A 14,071-nucleotide genomic window follows, 5' to 3' on the forward strand; every position below is an offset into this window, starting at 1 on the left:
GACGAGCATGCAAGGCAAGAAGACCCACGAGCAACAGGTTCGCATCCTCGAGCGCAAGCCGGATGTTCCAGACGCGCGAGAGCTTGACCAAGCCATCGGCCACAATCCGGAGGACACGGCCGTCCATCGCGCGCGACCCGAGGCGCGGCAGAGTGAATTTCCGGTGAGCCGGGGCGGCCTCAACCAGGAGAGCGACCACAACAAGCACAACGACACCGGCCAGAGCGGCCACAAGCCCCCGAAACCGACGCCGGCCCAGCAGAAGCACTGAGCCTCACGGGCGATCAAAGCAAGAGGAGAAAAAGATGCCAGGTGGTCATGGCAGCAAGACGCATTTCAGATCGGGCATGCACGGCAAGGGCGACGGCACCGGCGCCATGACGGACGTGTCCAAGGACAAGATCGGCGACAACATGGTCCTTTCGAACCGCGACAAGAAGCAGCATTCGGACATTCGCGGCATGGACGGCAAGTCGATCCAGACGGATCAATATCAGGATCACTCGGCCAACCGACTCGATGAGGAGCCGGGCAGCGACGAGACCTGAGAGCGGCGCTCCTTTCCGCTGAACTCGCGGACCGGTTTTCAGCCGGTCCGCTTTTTTGCCGGCCCGAGATCGCGCTCCCAGCCGAACACGGAGCGGCCGTCGAGATCGGGCGAGGCGGCACGCTCTCCGGCGATGAACGTATCGACCGATGGCCGGTGCGCGGTGCGCTCCAGCCGCCGCGCCTGGTCGTCGAGGCGCTTGATCGCCTGCATCTCTTCCTCGCGCCCGAGCTTTGCGTTCTGAATCGCTCCCTTCAGCACGCGAATGGTTTCGTCATAGACCTTGATTGGAACAGGGTAGGGATGCCGGTCCTTGCCGCCGTGGGCAAGCGAGAAGCGGGCGGGATCGTTGAAGCGGTAGGGCGCGCCGTGCACGACTTCGGCGACCATCGCCAGCGAACGCACCGTGCGCGCGCCAACGCCGGGCGTCAGCAGCAGCTCCGGAAAGTCGACCGGGCCGCGCTCGGCCGCGGCCGCGAGTGTGCCATGCAGGCGGCGCGCGAACACATCTTTTGGCCGGACGTCGTGATGCGCGGGCATGATCAGGTGCGGCAGCATCGCCTGCGCGGGCTCTGGCGCAGTCCCGGTGAGCCGCTCGAATTCGGAAAGAATGCGATCGGGGCCGAGATCACTCAACAGTTCGAGCTGCGCGGAGCGCGAGATATCGGCGCGATGGTCGGTGAGGTTGACGATCTCGCCTTGCAGCGGCCCGTCGATCGCGCTGTGCGGTGAGTCGACAAAACTCTTCAGTGCCTCGGAATGCCAATGATAGCGGCGGGCCTGCCGCTTGTCGCCGTTCATGCCCTGCTGCACCACGGTCCATTTGGCGTCGGCGGTGACGAAGAATCCGTGCAGGTAGAGGTCAAAGCCGTCCTGGACCGCGGCGCTGTCAACCTTCGCAACGAGGCGACTCGCACGCGTGAGCATTGCGCCGTCGAAGCCGACGCGGTCGCCGAGCTGCATCAGTTCGTCCGGGGTCTTGCGCGAGTGCTGGCCGCGCCCGCCGCAGACGTAGATTCCGAGCTCATCCTGCAGCGGGCCCAAACCCCGCTTCAGCGCGCCAATCACCGACGTCGTGATGCCGGAGGAGTGCCAGTCCATTCCCATTACGGCGCCGAAGGACTGGAACCAGAACGGGTGCGAGAGCCGCTGGAGGAATGCATCGCGCCCGTAATGATGGACGATCGCCTGCGTGACGATCGCGCCGAGCGAAGACATGCGGGTGGCCAGCCAGGGTGGAACCCGGCCGGTGTGAAGGGGAAGATCGGCGCTGCCGGTCCGTCGAGTCATGATTGACCACAAATAGCGCAGTTCGGCGATGATTGCACCAGAGGGATGCTGCGTTGCACAGAGCGGGGGAGCGAACCACGCTGCGACGCGTTGAACGGCAAGCGCGAATGCAAATACGGGGACTTTAATGAATCGGCAGACCCTTTTGGCCGACATCGACAGGATGTTCGGGTGGATACCGTCGTGGTTCGTCGGCCTGTGTCTGGTCGTTGGCACGATCCTGATGGCCCTGTCGATCTACCGTCTCGCGGTTTGGCTGTTCAACCGCGCGTTCGGAACCCGTCTCCCGCTCCTGAGCGTGTTCATCGAACGCACGGCGGGCCCTGCTCAGCTGGCCGTCTGTCTTGCCGCCGTGGCGTTGGTGCTGCCGCTCGCGCCGCTGGACGACGCCTTCCGCACGCCGCTGACGCGCCTGTTCGTCGTTGCTTTCATCGCGCTGATCGGCTGGATCTCGATCCGGATCGTGGATATGAGCGCGGCACGGTATCTCCTGAACTTTCGCGACGTCACCGAGAATTTCGTCGCGCGCAAGCACGTCACCCAGGTCCGCGTCTTCAAGCGCGTAACCGATATCATCATCGTCATCATCACAGTGTCTACCGCGCTGATGACGTTCGACTCGGTCAGGCAATATGGCGTCAGCCTGTTCGCCTCCGCCGGTGCCGCAGGTATCATCGTCGGTCTTGCCGCCCGGCCGCTGCTGAGCAATCTGATCGCGGGCATGCAGATCGCGATCACACAGCCGATCCGCATCGAGGATGCCGTGATCATCGAGAACGAGTGGGGCTGGGTCGAGGACATCGCCTCGACCTATGTCGTGATCCGTCTGTGGGACTGGCGCCGCATGGTGGTGCCGCTGTCCTATTTCATCGAAAAACCATTCCAGAACTGGACCCGCGACACCGCGTCCCTGATCGGCGTGATCGCGCTCCACGTCGACTACCGCGCGGACGTTCCGCGGATCCGGCGCTGGCTGGAAGAAGCAGTGAAGGAATCCAAGTTCTGGGACGGCGAGGTGGTCAATCTCCAGGTGATCGACGCGGATGCTCGCACCATCGAGCTTCGCGCCCTCGTCAGCGCCAGGAACGCGCCACAGTCCTGGGACCTGCGCTGCGAGATGAGAGAGAAGCTCATCGCCTTCATCCGCGACGAGATGCCGGAAGCGCTGCCGCGCGAGCGCGCGATCCTGATCCCGTCGGGGGGAGGCGACGATGACGCCGATTTCGTGCGGCGTCCCGCGCCGCCGGAGAAGAGGCGGGCGAGCGCACGCAATTGACCTACTCGCGCGCCGCCTTCGTGGCGCCGCGCAAGCCTGCTCGCTGCTGGATCGTGTCGAGCGCGCCGGTCCTCATGCCAAGCAGCCTCATTGCGCGCGGATGTCGGCGGCCTTCAGCACCGGCTCCCATTTGGTCGCCTCGGCATGCATGTAGGCGTCGAAATCCTTGGAGGAAGAGCCGACCGGGGCTGCGCCGATCTTGCCGAGCGTCGACAGTACGTTCGAGTCCTGCAACGCCGCCTTCAGATCGGTTTCGAGCTTCGCCACGATCTCCGGCAGCATTTTCGCGGGGCCAAGAACGCCCCACCAGACGGAGACGTCGTAACCCGGCACGCCCGACTCGGCGACAGTCGGAACATTGGGCAGCGCCTTCGAGCGTTCGGCCGAAGTCACCGCGAGCGCGCGCACCGGGCCGCCTTCGATCTGGCTGATGGCCTCCGCAAGTGGATTGATGCTGAGCGGGATGTCACCGGTGATTACGGCGGTCAGCGCGGGGGCGCCGCCCTTGTAGGGGATCGCAACGATCTTGGTGCCGGACATGTATTTCAATAGCTCACCGGCGAGATGCGCCGAGGTGCCGTTGCCCGACATGCCGTAGGAGAGCTTGTCAGGGTCCTTCTTCGCCGCAGCGAGGAGATCGCCGAGCGTCTTGTAGGGGCTGTCCTTGGCGACAACGATCGCGAGCGGTGAGGAGGCGACCTCGGCGATCGCGGTAAAATCCCTAAACGTGTCGTAGGGCACGCTCGGATAGATGAACTGATTGAGGGGATGACCGCTCGCGACCAGGATCAGCGTGTATCCGTCGGGGGCGGCTTGCGTCAGCGCCTGCGAGGCGACGATGCCGCCGGCGCCGGGACGGTTGTCGATCACCGGCTGTTGGCCCCAGGTTTTCGCCAATGCCTGTGCGAGCGTGCGCGCGAGCACGTCGACCGCGCCACCGGCGGCATAAGGGACAAGGATGTGAACCGGCTTGCTCGGATAGTTGTCGGCGGCCTCGGCGCCGCCGCCTCCCAGCAGCAGACCGGCACCCAGCATCAAGCTGCCGATCTTCTTGTTCAAACCCAGCATTTCCAGCACTCCTTGCGGGCGTCTGCGCGCGGACCGTCGGTCTTTCGAGCCGTCCGGACGCCGCCTATGGTTCTTGTTGACGAGACCTGATCTTTTGTACGATAGTACAAATCACATGACGCGCAACCCCGCCAGCAAGGAAACGGCCCGCAAGCCGAACATGCGCGAGGCAATTCTCGCCGCGGCCGAGGAGCTGTTCGCCACCAACGGCTTCAACGCCGTGTCGGTCCGCGATATCGCACAGGCCGCCGGCGCCAATCCCGGCAGCGTCACCTATCATTTCAAGACCAAGGACGGCCTGCTGCTGGAGATCTATCGGCGCCATTGCGGGCCAATGAATTTGCGCCGTTCCGAGCTGCTCGCGGCCGCCAAACGCGTGCGCGATCTCCAGGACCGGCTCGAAGCGGTGGTGCGGGCCTATGTCGTGCCGGCCTTCACCTCGGGCAGCGATCTTGCCGGGGGCGGAGCGCGGTTCACACGGCTGCGCGCGGTGATGTCTGCGGAGGGCAATGAGGTCGCGCGGAAAATCATCGCGCAGACGTTTGACGACACCAGCCACGCCTTCATCGACGCGATCCACGAAAGCCTGCCGCACGTTCCGCGCACCGACATCGTCTGGCGCAGCCACTTCCTGCTCGGCGCGCTCTACTACTCGCTGGTGACGCCGGATCGCGTCTCGCGCCTGTCGCGCGGCGAGGCCGACGGCAGCGATGCCGCAAGCGCCATCGAACAATTGGTGCAAGCCACCGTGGCCGCGTTCCAGGCGCCGGCGCTCGATCAGGCTGCACCGGCACGGCGACGACCGGTCGTCAGCAGCAAGACTTGAACACTCGGTCTCGTTCGGCGGTTTATCCGATGGCAATGATGTACACACCGACCATCCCGCCGCCCGATCCGAACACGCGCACGCCGAAGTTCAAGCTGCCGAAGCTGGCTTGCGATGCGCATTGCCACATCTTCGGGCCCGGCGCGACATACCCTTACGCGCCGGTCCGTTCCTACACGCCGCCCGATGCGCCGCTCGCCGATTTCCGCACGCTGCATGCCAAGCTCGGCGTCGAACGTGCCGTCATCGTCAATGCCAGTGTGCATGGCACCGATAACACGGTGGCGCTCGACGCCATCGCGCAGAGCAACGGCGCCTATCGCGCGGTTGCCAATATCGATGACACCATCACGGAGCGCGGGCTCCGCGTGCTGCACGAGGGCGGCTTCCGCGGCTGCCGCTTCAATTTCGTCCACCATCTCGGCGGCGTTCCCGACAAGCGTGTGTTCGACCGCATCGTCGCGATGGTCGCGCCGCTCGGCTGGCACATCGACCTGCATTTCGACGCGATCGATCTGCCTGAATATGCGGACATGCTGACAAGGCTGCCGCTGAGCTACACGATCGACCATATGGGACGGGTGAAGGCGTCCGAAGGGCTCGATCAGCTTCCGTTCAAGATCCTGATCGAGCTGATGCAGCGCGACGAGAAGTGTTGGGTCAAGATCTGCGGATCGGAGCGGGTGTCATCGGCCGGTCCGCCGTTCACCGACGCCGTGCCATTCGCGCGAAAGATCGTCGAGACCGCGCCCGACCGCGTCATCTGGGGCACCGATTGGCCACATCCCAACGTCAAGGCGATGCCGAACGACGGCGACCTCGTCGACCTGATCCCGCTGTTCGCGCCGGAGCCGGAGTATCAGCAGAAGATCCTCGTCGATAATCCAGCGCGCCTGTTCGAGTTCGACCAATGACGGCGCTGGCGATCGACAAGCCGCGTGGACGGGCCTGGTGGAAGGAGCTCTGGATCCAGGTGCTCATCGCCATGGCCGCCGGCGTCGCGCTTGGGATCGTCAATCCCGAGGCGGGCGCCAGGATGCAGCCTTTGGGCGACGCCTTCATCAAGGCGATCCGGATGCTGATCGCACCGATCATCTTCTGCACGGTCGTCCATGGCATTGCCCATATGGCCGACATGGCGCGGGTGGGCCGCGTCGCGGTCAAGGCGATCGTCTATTTCGAGATCATGACCACGATTGCGCTGATCATTGGCCTTGTTGCTTGCTCAAGCCCGGCGTCGGCATGAACATCGATCCAGCCACCATCAATGCCAGCGCGATCGAACCCTATGTCAAGCAGACCGGCGTGATCGGCTTCGTGCCGTTCCTGATGAACATCGTGCCCGCGACGTTCATTGGCGCCTTTGCCGAGGGCAACATCCTCCAGGTGCTCTTCATCGCCGTACTGTGCGGATTTGCGCTGGTGCAGCTCGGCGAGCGCGCCGCGCCGCTGGTCTATCTCATCGACATCGCCGCCAAAATGGTATTCACCGTCGTCGGCTTCGTGATGTGGGCGGCGCCGATCGGCGCCTTTGGCGCCATCGCCTTCACGGTCGGCAAGTTCGGCGTCGGATCGCTGGCCTCCCTCGGCAAACTCCTCGGCGGCTTTTATCTCACCTGCGTGATCTTCATCGTCGTGGCGCTCGGTCCAGTCGCGCGGCTGTGCGGCTTCTCGCTGCTCAAGCTGATCCGCTACGTCTGGGAAGAGCTCTTGATCTGCATTGCCACGACATCGTCTGAGACGGTGCTGCCACGCATGCTGACCAAGCTGGAGAAGGCCGGCTGCGAGAAGAGCGTCGTTGGCCTGGTGATCCCGACCGGCTATTCCTTCAATCTCGACGGCACCTGCCTGTACCTGGCCGTCGCCTCGGTTTTCCTGGCGCAGGCGACCAACACGCCGCTCGGGCTCGCCGAGCAGATCGAGTTGCTTTTGATCCTGCTCGTGACCTCCAAGGGCGCGGCGGGAATCGCGGGCGCCGCCTTTGTCGTGCTGGCGGCAACGCTGTCCGCCACCGGCAGCATTCCGGTGACGAGCGTGGCGCTCGTGCTCGGCATCCACCGCCTGATGTCGCAGGGGTTGACGCCGACCAATCTGATCGGGAACGCGGTCGCGACGATCGCGATTGCCAAATGGGAAGGCGCGCTCGATCACGAGCGCCTGCGACGGGTGCTCGACGGCGAGGAGCCCGCGGCCGCGGCTCGATGAATTTATGACGTTGACGAACAGAAGAGGGGAGTTTGTCCCATGAAAACAGGTCTCGTGATCACGGCCCATCCGGGCGATTTCGTCTGGCGCGCTGGAGGTGCCATCGCGCTGCATGCGAAGAAGGGCTATCGCATGAAGATCGTCTGCTTGTCCTTCGGCGAGCGCGGCGAGAGCCAGTTCGCCTGGAAGGAGAAGGGCGCGACGCTGGAATCGGTCAAGGCCGGCCGCAAGGACGAGGCGGAGCGTGCTGCAAAACTGCTCGGCGCCGAGATCGAGTTCTTCGACTGCGGCGACTATCCGCTGAAGCTGACCGAGGCGCATTTCAACCGCATGGTCGACATCTACCGCGAGCTCAATCCGAGCTTCGTGCTGACGCATGCGCTGGAGGACCCCTATAATTTCGACCATCCGAACGCGGCGCATTTCGCGCAGGAAACCCGCGTGGTCGCGCAGGCCATGGGTCACAAGCCCGGAGCGCAGTACAAATATTCGGCGCCGCCGGTGTTCCTGTTCGAGCCGCACCAGCCGGAGCAATGCAATTACAAGCCGGACCTGCTTCTCAAGATCGACGAGGTCTGGAAGGAGAAGTACGAGGCGTTCCAGATCCTCGCTGCGCAGAAGCATCTCTGGGGCTATTACGAGCGCGTCGCGCTCAATCGTGGCATCCAGGGCAGCCGTAACACCGGCGTGCCGATGACCTATGGCGAGGCCTATCAGCGGCTGTTCCCGACGGTAGCGGAGGAGCTGGCATGAAGCCCGTCGTCGTTCGTAACATCAAGCGCGCCGATCCCGCCGCCATGGCGGAGTACGGCGTCTCGACCGTGCACGAGGCCTATGGCCGGCTCGGCCTGATGAAGCCGTATTTGCGGCCGGTCTGGGCTGGCGCCGCGATTGCCGGTCCCGCCGTCACTGTGCTGGCGCAACCCGGCGACAACTGGATGATTCATGTCGCGGTCGAGCAGTGCAGGAAGGGCGACATTCTCGTCGTCGGCTGCACCACCGACAACACCGACGGCATGTTCGGCGAGCTGCTCGCAACCTCGCTGCAGGCGCGCGGCGTGCAGGGGCTGATTATCGATGCCGGCTGCCGCGACGTCAAAGCGCTGCACGAGATGAACTTTCCAGTGTGGTCGCGCGCGGTCTCGGCGAAGGGCACGGTGAAGGCGACGCTTGGCTCGGTCAATGTCCCCGTGGTCTGCGCCGGCGTCAACGTCGATCCCGGCGACATCGTCGTGGCCGATGACGACGGCGTCGTGGTCGTGCCGAAGCGCTACGCAGCCGAGGTCGCCGAGAAGGCGAAGAAGCGCAACGCCGACGAAGGCGGCAAGCGCAAGCGGCTGGCTTCGGGCGAGCTGGGCCTCGACATGTACAGCATGCGTGAGGCCTTGGCGAAAGCGGGGCTCGTTTACGTCGACGATCCTGAGGATGTCTGAGCGTAGTATTTTTTGAGCATGATCTATTCGGAAAACCGCTTCACACTTTTCCGGATCATGCTCTCGAGAAGCGGAGTGGGCCGATGGATCGTCTCAAGCTGAAGGCCGTGCTCGGCAGTCACCGCCATGTCGAGGCGGTGAAGAGCGGCGAGCTCCGCTCCGACCGCTTCGACCTCGACTTTATCGAATACACGCCGACCAACACTGCGTTCAAACCGATGGTGCGCGAGCAGGCCTTCGACGTCTGCGAGATGGCAATCGTCACCTATCTGATGGCGAAGGCGCATGGCAAGCCGCTGGTGCTGCTGCCTGCAGCCATGCTCGGCCGCTTTCAGCACTCCTACGCGCTCTATAATCCTGCGCGTGGAACGCTTGGGCCGTCCGATCTGGAAGGCAAGCGCATCGGCATCCGCTCCTTCACGACCACGACCGGAGCCTGGATCAGGGGCATCCTCGCCAACGACTACGGCGTCAACCTCGGCAAGATCCGCTGGGTCACCTTCGAGGATCCGCACGTCGCCGAATATGTCGACACCACCGAGCGCGCGCCGAAGGGCAAGAAGATCTTGCAGATGCTGCTCGACGGCGAGCTCGACGCCGTCCTCGGTGAGGCCTCGAGCGATCCGAAACTGAGGCCGCTGTTCCCCGATCCGGCCGCGGAAGCCGCCATATGGTACGCGCGCCGCAGCGTGGTCCCGGTCAACCATCTCGTGGTCGTGACCGAGCAGCTGGCGAAATCGCGTCCTGACGTGGTTTCGGGCGTCTATGATCTGCTCAAGCAAAACAAGGCGCAGGCGGGGCCTGCGGCAACGCCGGACCTTGTTCCGTTCGGAATCGAAGCGAACAGAAGGTCGCTGGAGCTGATCGTCGACTACGCGTTCCAGCAGGCGCTGATCCCGCGCCGCTATGCTGTCGAGGAGCTGTTCGACGCAACAACACGAGGACTGAACTGATGGCGGGCGATCCCAGGCGATGGCAGATCGGACTGGTCGGTTACGGCGAGGTCGGCAGGATCCTGGCCGAGGATTTGCGCCAGCAGGACATCACGGTCACAGCCTTTGACATCAAGCTCGGGGGCGAGCAGGGCGCACCGCTGATGGAGCATGCGGCGAAATTCGGTGTGGCGCTGGCGGTGTCTCACGCCGAGCTGGCCGCGAAGTCCGATTTCATCATCTCCGCGGTCACGGCGAGCCAGGCCGTGCCGGTGGCAGAGGCCTGCGCGGCCGCGATCAATCAAGGCACCTGGTTCCTGGATTTCAATTCGGCGTCTCCCGGCGCCAAGCAGTGCGCTGCCGCGCTGATCGATGGGGCCGCCGGACGTTATGTCGAGGGCGCGGTGATGACGTCGGTGCCGCCTTATCGCATCAAGGTGCCGTTGCTGCTCGGTGGTCCCGACGCCAGGGAACTCGAGCCGCTCTTGAACGCGATCGGTTTTGCGGCAAAGGTTGCGAGCGACAAGCTCGGGGTTTCCTCGGCGGTGAAGATGTGTCGCAGCATCATGATCAAGGGCCTGGAAGCCATGGTGATCGAGAGCTTCACCACCGCGCGCGCCTATGGCGTCGAGGATGCGGTACTGGCTTCGCTGGCGGAAACCTTTCCCACGATCGATTGGGAGAAGCAGGGCGCTTATTGCTTCCAGCGCGTGATCGAGCATGGCCGCCGCCGCGCCGAGGAAGTACGCGAGGTCGCCGAGACCGTGCGTGAAGCGGGGCTGACGCCGTGGTCCGCGCAGGGCACCGCCGAGCGGCAGGCCTGGGTGGCGGACCTCGCCGATGAGGGCCTGTTCGGAACGAAAGGCACCAAGGAGTTCGCCTGCAGCGCTGATTGGCGCACCGAGGCGGACCGAATCCTGGCGAAGATCAATCGCGAGAGCTAGGGCGGCTCCTGCTCAGGACTTTGCCGTGCGACTGCCGGTGAGCTCGTCGCGGGCGCGTTCGATCAACGCCATCAGGTCTTCCGTCTTGCGGGCCAGCCGATCATTCGCGGCTTCGGTCCGGAATTCTGCGCGGATCGATCGAATACACTTGTCGGCGGTATCGAGCGTCAGGAGCATGCGCGTTAGCTCATCCTGTGTCCGGACGCCCGCCAGATCGAGGTCCGACAGGACGTGCCCGATGCCGTCGAGCCGCTTCACCGCGGCCTCGCTGGGCGTTCTCGCTCGATTGGATTGGTGCTCGATGCCGCTGAATGCGCTGAACATGTCGATGCTTCCCCGTTGAATGCAGACATCAGTGCCGATCCTACTATGACGGGCACCGCGGGACTTGCAATGCGCGCAGCTATCGAGAATCAGCAAGAATCTACTATCCGGGAATCTACCGGATTCGGAATTGCGGAACGATGGGCGGTAACATCGAACGGAAGCTGCGGGGGAATCAGACGCCCTTCAATGCAGATATGCATTGAGAGCGGATCAGGAACCAGGGCGAAATAGAGTGGGCCGTTGCCGTGCAAAAGTCTGTCGGCCGCTCTTGAAGCCCATCACGATATCCGGCAGCTCGGCGATGGCGAAGCGGCTGTCTTGCGTGTCGAGCACAACGAGATCGGCCGGATTCCCAACCTCGATGCCGTAATCCCCGAGGTTCATCAGCCGCGCCGGCAGCTCGGTCACGAGATCAAGGCAGGTATCGAAGTCGTTGACCGAGGCATGCGCGACGTTGGCGTAGAAATTCGCCATTCGCAGCAGTGAGGCATCACCGAACGGCGTGAAGGGATTGAGCACGTTGTTGGTCGCGATCGAGCACAGCACGCCGTCGCCGGCGAGCTTGTGGACGAGCGTCAGCCCGCGTGGCACGTTGTGGGTCGCCTCGCGCCCCATCAAATAGAGATCGGTTGCCGGCAGCACGGTGACGGCTACGCCGGCCTTCTCCAGTTGCGCAGTGGCGGCCCTCAGCCGCTCCGGTGGCAGTGCGGAGAGCTTCGTCGCATGGCCGATTGCCACGCGGCCCCCGTAGTTGCGCCGCTCGGTCTGCCGGCAGACCTCGTCGAGGTGCCACCAGGAGGGATTGAGATCAAAATCGAGATGGAGATCGACGTCCACGTCGAACGCCTCGGCGAGGTCGAAGATGCGTGCGAGATGGGCGTTCGGATCGGTGTCCGTGTAAGGACAGCCGCCGATCACCGCGCCCCCGTCGCGCAGCGCCTGGATCAGAAGCTCCTCGCTGCCGGGATCGTTGGTGAGGCCTTCCTGCGGAAAGACACAGAGCGACAGGTCGATCGCCCAGGCATAGTCACGCTTCAGCGCCTTCACCGCCTCGAAGCCGCGCAAGCCGATGCGCGGATCGATCTCGACGTGGGTTCGCATGCGCGTGGTGCCGTGGACGATGGCACGTTCGAGCACCCGGGCGCCGCGCGCGTAGACGTCCTCGACCGAGAAATCCTTCTTCATCCCGGAGACGGCGCGGATCGCTTCGGAGACGCTGCCGTGATCATGCCCGCAGCGGCCTAGCAGGCAGGCTTTATCGAGATGGATGTGGCTGTCGACGAAGCCGGGCAGGGCGAGACGCCCGCCGACATCGACCTCAACGGCCTCGCAGGCGAGCGTCGGTTCGATGGCGGTGATCCGGCCGCGCGTGACGCCGATGTCCATCGGGTCGGCGGCACCACGCAGCAAGGCGTTGCGAAAGATGAGGTCAAAGGCGGGTTGCGTTGTCATGGCTCTTGGGGAAGGAATTTAGTGCATTCGGCCGCGTTTGGCGGCTCCAGATTGTCGGCAGTGTAGCGACGGAAATGTTCAAAATATATGCACGTATTCCCCGAGAGCGGCGTTAGTATTCCGCAACCCCGGGAGAATGAGCCATGTCCGCTACCGCAAAAGCCGAAGCCGGTCCGTCGTCCGACGCCGAGATCGTTGAAGCCTATCTCACGGCGTCGATGATCCCCGATCCGGACGCCGCGGCGGCCTATATGGCGCCGGGCACGGTGATCACCTTTACCGGCGGGCGCGAGTTCGATCATCCGCGGGGCCCGGCCGGGTTCAACGCCAAGCGCTACCGCTGGGTCAAGAAGAAGATGGATCGGTTCGACGTCTGCCCCGGCGACGGCGAGACCGTGGTCTATAGTGTCGGCACGCTCTACGGCGAATGGAAAGATGGGACCTCATTCGAGGGCAACCGCTACGTCGACCGCTTCGTGGTCCGGAATGGCCAGATCACCAAGATGGATGTCTGGAACGACAGCGCCGAGCGCATCCTGGTCCAGCGCGGTATCGATGCGTAAGCGCCATCCTGGCGCTTGAGCTGCCCTGACTCCACAGAGACAAACGGCCGGTCACCATATCGCAAGCCGCGATAGCTGGTAGACGCAAGCTCGTCTGGCGGCTGCCGCGCCCCTGCGTTATCAACGGTGCGATTGCTGCGCCCGGCATGGAGGCGCGAGCCTCCTCGAGGAGTTCCCAATGCGTTTACCCACTGTTGTCCTGGCCTTCACATGCCTTGCAACTGCCGCCTCCGCCGAAGACCTGTCGGGTACGCTTCAGAAAGTCAAAGAGACCAAGAAGATCACGCTGGGCTATCAGGAGGCTTCGGTCCCGTTCAGCTATCTCGATGGCAACCAGAAGCCGGTCGGCTTTGCCATGGATATCTGCCTTAGAATCGTGGATGCCGTAAAGAAGCAGCTCGGCATGCCCGACATCGCGGTCGACACTCTCGCCGTGACGTCGTCGAACCGGATTCCGCTGATGGTCAACGGGACGCTCGACCTGCATTGCTCGGCGACCACCAACAATGCCGATCGCCAGAAGCAGGTCGCCTTCACCAACACGCACTTCCTCAGCGCAACGCGATTTGCGGCCAAGAAAGCCGCAAAGATCAACACCATCGACGATCTCAAGGGCAAAGCGGTGACCGCGGTGGCCGGCTCGGTCAATTTGACGCAGCTCGCCAAGGTCAACACCGAGCGCAATCTCGGCATCAACGTGATGCCGGCCAAGGACCAGGCCGAGGCCTTCCTGTTGCTGGAAACCGACCGCGCCCAGGCCTACGCGCTCGACGACGTGCAGCTCGCGGTCGCGATCGCGCGCTCGAAGGAGCCGCAGCTGTTCATGATCAGCGAGGAGACGTTCTCGAAGCCCGAGCCTTACGGGATCATGCTGCGGCGGGAGGACGCGCCGTTCAAGGCGCTCGCCGACCGCGCGACTGCAGAGCTATACGCCAGCCAGGAGATCGAGGTCCTCTACAAGAAGTGGCTGGAATCGCCGACGCCGCCGAACGGCCTCAACTACAACGTCCCGATGTCGGGCGCCTTGCGCAACGCCTTCAAGAAGCCGAGCTCCAGCTTCGATCCGGATGTGTACGTGGTCAACTGAGGCGAGGGCGCCAAGGCGCTGGTTGCAATCGGCTGCGTGTCATTGTGCCCTCGCCCCTTGCGGGAGAGGGCATCTCCGCTGGTGGACGCAGACTCGCTCGGGTGAGGGGTCTGTCTCCGCG

Annotated in this window: 15 protein-coding genes and 1 pseudogene; 12 read left to right on the plus strand and 4 right to left on the minus strand. The window is 63.9% G+C overall.

Annotation, left to right across the window (positions count from 1 at the left end; translation table 11 throughout):
• Positions 1-7 precede the first annotated feature (7 nt).
• Both FXB41_RS17170 and FXB41_RS17175 read left to right on the plus strand, forming a co-directional pair.
• On the plus strand, positions 8-271 hold the full coding sequence (locus FXB41_RS17170) for a hypothetical protein (protein ID WP_035992883.1): 264 nt from the start codon (positions 8-10) through the stop codon (positions 269-271).
• A 34-nt stretch (positions 272-305) separates the two neighbouring features.
• A complete protein-coding gene (locus tag FXB41_RS17175) occupies positions 306-548 on the plus strand; it encodes a hypothetical protein (protein WP_007592431.1) in 243 nt (80 codons plus the stop codon).
• Positions 549-586: 38 nt separating this feature from the next.
• Here FXB41_RS17175 and FXB41_RS17180 read toward each other — a convergent pair whose 3' ends face one another.
• Positions 587-1,837: a DUF763 domain-containing protein gene (locus FXB41_RS17180; protein WP_219682580.1), complete on the minus strand. Its 1,251-nt coding sequence runs from the start codon at positions 1,835-1,837 to the stop codon at positions 587-589.
• A 127-nt stretch (positions 1,838-1,964) separates the two neighbouring features.
• Here FXB41_RS17180 and FXB41_RS17185 point away from each other — a divergent pair, with 127 nt between their 5' ends.
• Complete coding sequence (locus FXB41_RS17185) at positions 1,965-3,113, plus strand: mechanosensitive ion channel family protein (protein ID WP_219682581.1); 1,149 nt, start codon at positions 1,965-1,967, stop codon at positions 3,111-3,113.
• Positions 3,114-3,200: 87 nt separating this feature from the next.
• Here FXB41_RS17185 and FXB41_RS17190 read toward each other — a convergent pair whose 3' ends face one another.
• Positions 3,201-4,181, minus strand: a complete 981-nt coding sequence (locus FXB41_RS17190; RefSeq protein ID WP_219682582.1) for a tripartite tricarboxylate transporter substrate binding protein — start codon at positions 4,179-4,181, stop codon at positions 3,201-3,203.
• Positions 4,182-4,296: 115 nt separating this feature from the next.
• On the opposite strand from FXB41_RS17190, the gene FXB41_RS17195 reads away from it, so the two are divergent.
• The 7 genes and pseudogenes from FXB41_RS17195 to FXB41_RS17225 all read left to right on the plus strand — a co-directional run bounded on the left by FXB41_RS17195 (position 4,297) and on the right by FXB41_RS17225 (position 10,521).
• Complete coding sequence (locus FXB41_RS17195; RefSeq protein WP_219682583.1) at positions 4,297-5,007, plus strand: TetR/AcrR family transcriptional regulator; 711 nt, start codon at positions 4,297-4,299, stop codon at positions 5,005-5,007.
• Between the two features lie 29 nt (positions 5,008-5,036).
• Positions 5,037-5,921 (plus strand): amidohydrolase family protein, encoded by an 885-nt coding sequence (locus FXB41_RS17200; RefSeq protein WP_219682584.1) that lies wholly within the window; start codon positions 5,037-5,039, stop codon positions 5,919-5,921.
• Positions 5,918-7,212, plus strand: a pseudogene (gene dctA, locus FXB41_RS17205) (C4-dicarboxylate transporter DctA). The gene FXB41_RS17200 and the pseudogene dctA overlap by 4 nt, the downstream one beginning before the upstream one ends.
• A gap of 39 nt (positions 7,213-7,251) precedes the next feature.
• Positions 7,252-7,965, plus strand: a complete 714-nt coding sequence (locus FXB41_RS17210) for a PIG-L deacetylase family protein (RefSeq protein ID WP_219682585.1) — start codon at positions 7,252-7,254, stop codon at positions 7,963-7,965.
• Positions 7,962-8,645 (plus strand): 4-carboxy-4-hydroxy-2-oxoadipate aldolase/oxaloacetate decarboxylase, encoded by a 684-nt coding sequence (locus tag FXB41_RS17215; protein WP_007592418.1) that lies wholly within the window; start codon positions 7,962-7,964, stop codon positions 8,643-8,645. Before FXB41_RS17210 ends, FXB41_RS17215 begins: the two co-directional genes overlap by 4 nt.
• 83 nt (positions 8,646-8,728) lie before the next feature.
• Positions 8,729-9,598 (plus strand): substrate-binding domain-containing protein, encoded by an 870-nt coding sequence (locus tag FXB41_RS17220; RefSeq protein WP_007592417.1) that lies wholly within the window; start codon positions 8,729-8,731, stop codon positions 9,596-9,598.
• Positions 9,598-10,521 carry a DUF1932 domain-containing protein gene (locus FXB41_RS17225; protein ID WP_007592414.1) on the plus strand — a complete coding sequence of 308 codons (924 nt, stop codon included), beginning with the start codon at positions 9,598-9,600 and terminating at the stop codon, positions 10,519-10,521. The genes FXB41_RS17220 and FXB41_RS17225 overlap by 1 nt, the downstream gene beginning before the upstream one ends.
• 12 nt (positions 10,522-10,533) lie before the next feature.
• Here the strand turns inward: FXB41_RS17225 and FXB41_RS17230 are convergent, their stop codons facing one another.
• On the minus strand, positions 10,534-10,845 hold the full coding sequence (locus tag FXB41_RS17230) for a hypothetical protein (protein ID WP_007592412.1): 312 nt from the start codon (positions 10,843-10,845) through the stop codon (positions 10,534-10,536).
• Positions 10,846-11,058: 213 nt separating this feature from the next.
• Positions 11,059-12,300, minus strand: a complete 1,242-nt coding sequence (locus FXB41_RS17235) for an amidohydrolase family protein (protein WP_007592410.1) — start codon at positions 12,298-12,300, stop codon at positions 11,059-11,061.
• A gap of 143 nt (positions 12,301-12,443) precedes the next feature.
• Between FXB41_RS17235 and FXB41_RS17240 the strand changes: the two genes are divergently transcribed.
• Positions 12,444-12,863, plus strand: a complete 420-nt coding sequence (locus tag FXB41_RS17240) for a nuclear transport factor 2 family protein (protein ID WP_007592408.1) — start codon at positions 12,444-12,446, stop codon at positions 12,861-12,863.
• Positions 12,864-13,041: 178 nt separating this feature from the next.
• A complete protein-coding gene (locus FXB41_RS17245; RefSeq protein ID WP_007592406.1) occupies positions 13,042-13,950 on the plus strand; it encodes an amino acid ABC transporter substrate-binding protein in 909 nt (302 codons plus the stop codon).
• Positions 13,951-14,071 lie beyond the last annotated feature (121 nt).

Source organism: Bradyrhizobium canariense (genome assembly GCF_019402665.1).
Taxonomy (GTDB): Bacteria; Pseudomonadota; Alphaproteobacteria; order Rhizobiales; family Xanthobacteraceae; genus Bradyrhizobium; species Bradyrhizobium canariense.

Excerpts from the sequence above, each read along its gene's own strand:
- FXB41_RS17215 (WP_007592418.1), top strand. The coding sequence starts at position 7,962 with ATGAAGCCCGTCGTCGTTCGTAACATCAAGCGCGCCGATCCCGCCGCC.
- FXB41_RS17180 (WP_219682580.1), bottom strand. The coding sequence starts at position 1,837 with ATGACTCGACGGACCGGCAGCGCCGATCTTCCCCTTCACACCGGCCGG.
- FXB41_RS17225 (WP_007592414.1), top strand. The coding sequence starts at position 9,598 with ATGGCGGGCGATCCCAGGCGATGGCAGATCGGACTGGTCGGTTACGGC.
- FXB41_RS17175 (WP_007592431.1), top strand. The coding sequence starts at position 306 with ATGCCAGGTGGTCATGGCAGCAAGACGCATTTCAGATCGGGCATGCAC.
- FXB41_RS17245 (WP_007592406.1), top strand. The coding sequence starts at position 13,042 with ATGCGTTTACCCACTGTTGTCCTGGCCTTCACATGCCTTGCAACTGCC.
- FXB41_RS17170 (WP_035992883.1), top strand. The coding sequence starts at position 8 with ATGCAAGGCAAGAAGACCCACGAGCAACAGGTTCGCATCCTCGAGCGC.
- FXB41_RS17200 (WP_219682584.1), top strand. The coding sequence starts at position 5,037 with ATGGCAATGATGTACACACCGACCATCCCGCCGCCCGATCCGAACACG.
- FXB41_RS17230 (WP_007592412.1), bottom strand. The coding sequence starts at position 10,845 with ATGTTCAGCGCATTCAGCGGCATCGAGCACCAATCCAATCGAGCGAGA.
- FXB41_RS17220 (WP_007592417.1), top strand. The coding sequence starts at position 8,729 with ATGGATCGTCTCAAGCTGAAGGCCGTGCTCGGCAGTCACCGCCATGTC.
- FXB41_RS17210 (WP_219682585.1), top strand. The coding sequence starts at position 7,252 with ATGAAAACAGGTCTCGTGATCACGGCCCATCCGGGCGATTTCGTCTGG.
- FXB41_RS17190 (WP_219682582.1), bottom strand. The coding sequence starts at position 4,181 with ATGCTGGGTTTGAACAAGAAGATCGGCAGCTTGATGCTGGGTGCCGGT.
- FXB41_RS17185 (WP_219682581.1), top strand. The coding sequence starts at position 1,965 with ATGAATCGGCAGACCCTTTTGGCCGACATCGACAGGATGTTCGGGTGG.
- FXB41_RS17235 (WP_007592410.1), bottom strand. The coding sequence starts at position 12,300 with ATGACAACGCAACCCGCCTTTGACCTCATCTTTCGCAACGCCTTGCTG.
- FXB41_RS17240 (WP_007592408.1), top strand. The coding sequence starts at position 12,444 with ATGTCCGCTACCGCAAAAGCCGAAGCCGGTCCGTCGTCCGACGCCGAG.
- FXB41_RS17195 (WP_219682583.1), top strand. The coding sequence starts at position 4,297 with ATGACGCGCAACCCCGCCAGCAAGGAAACGGCCCGCAAGCCGAACATG.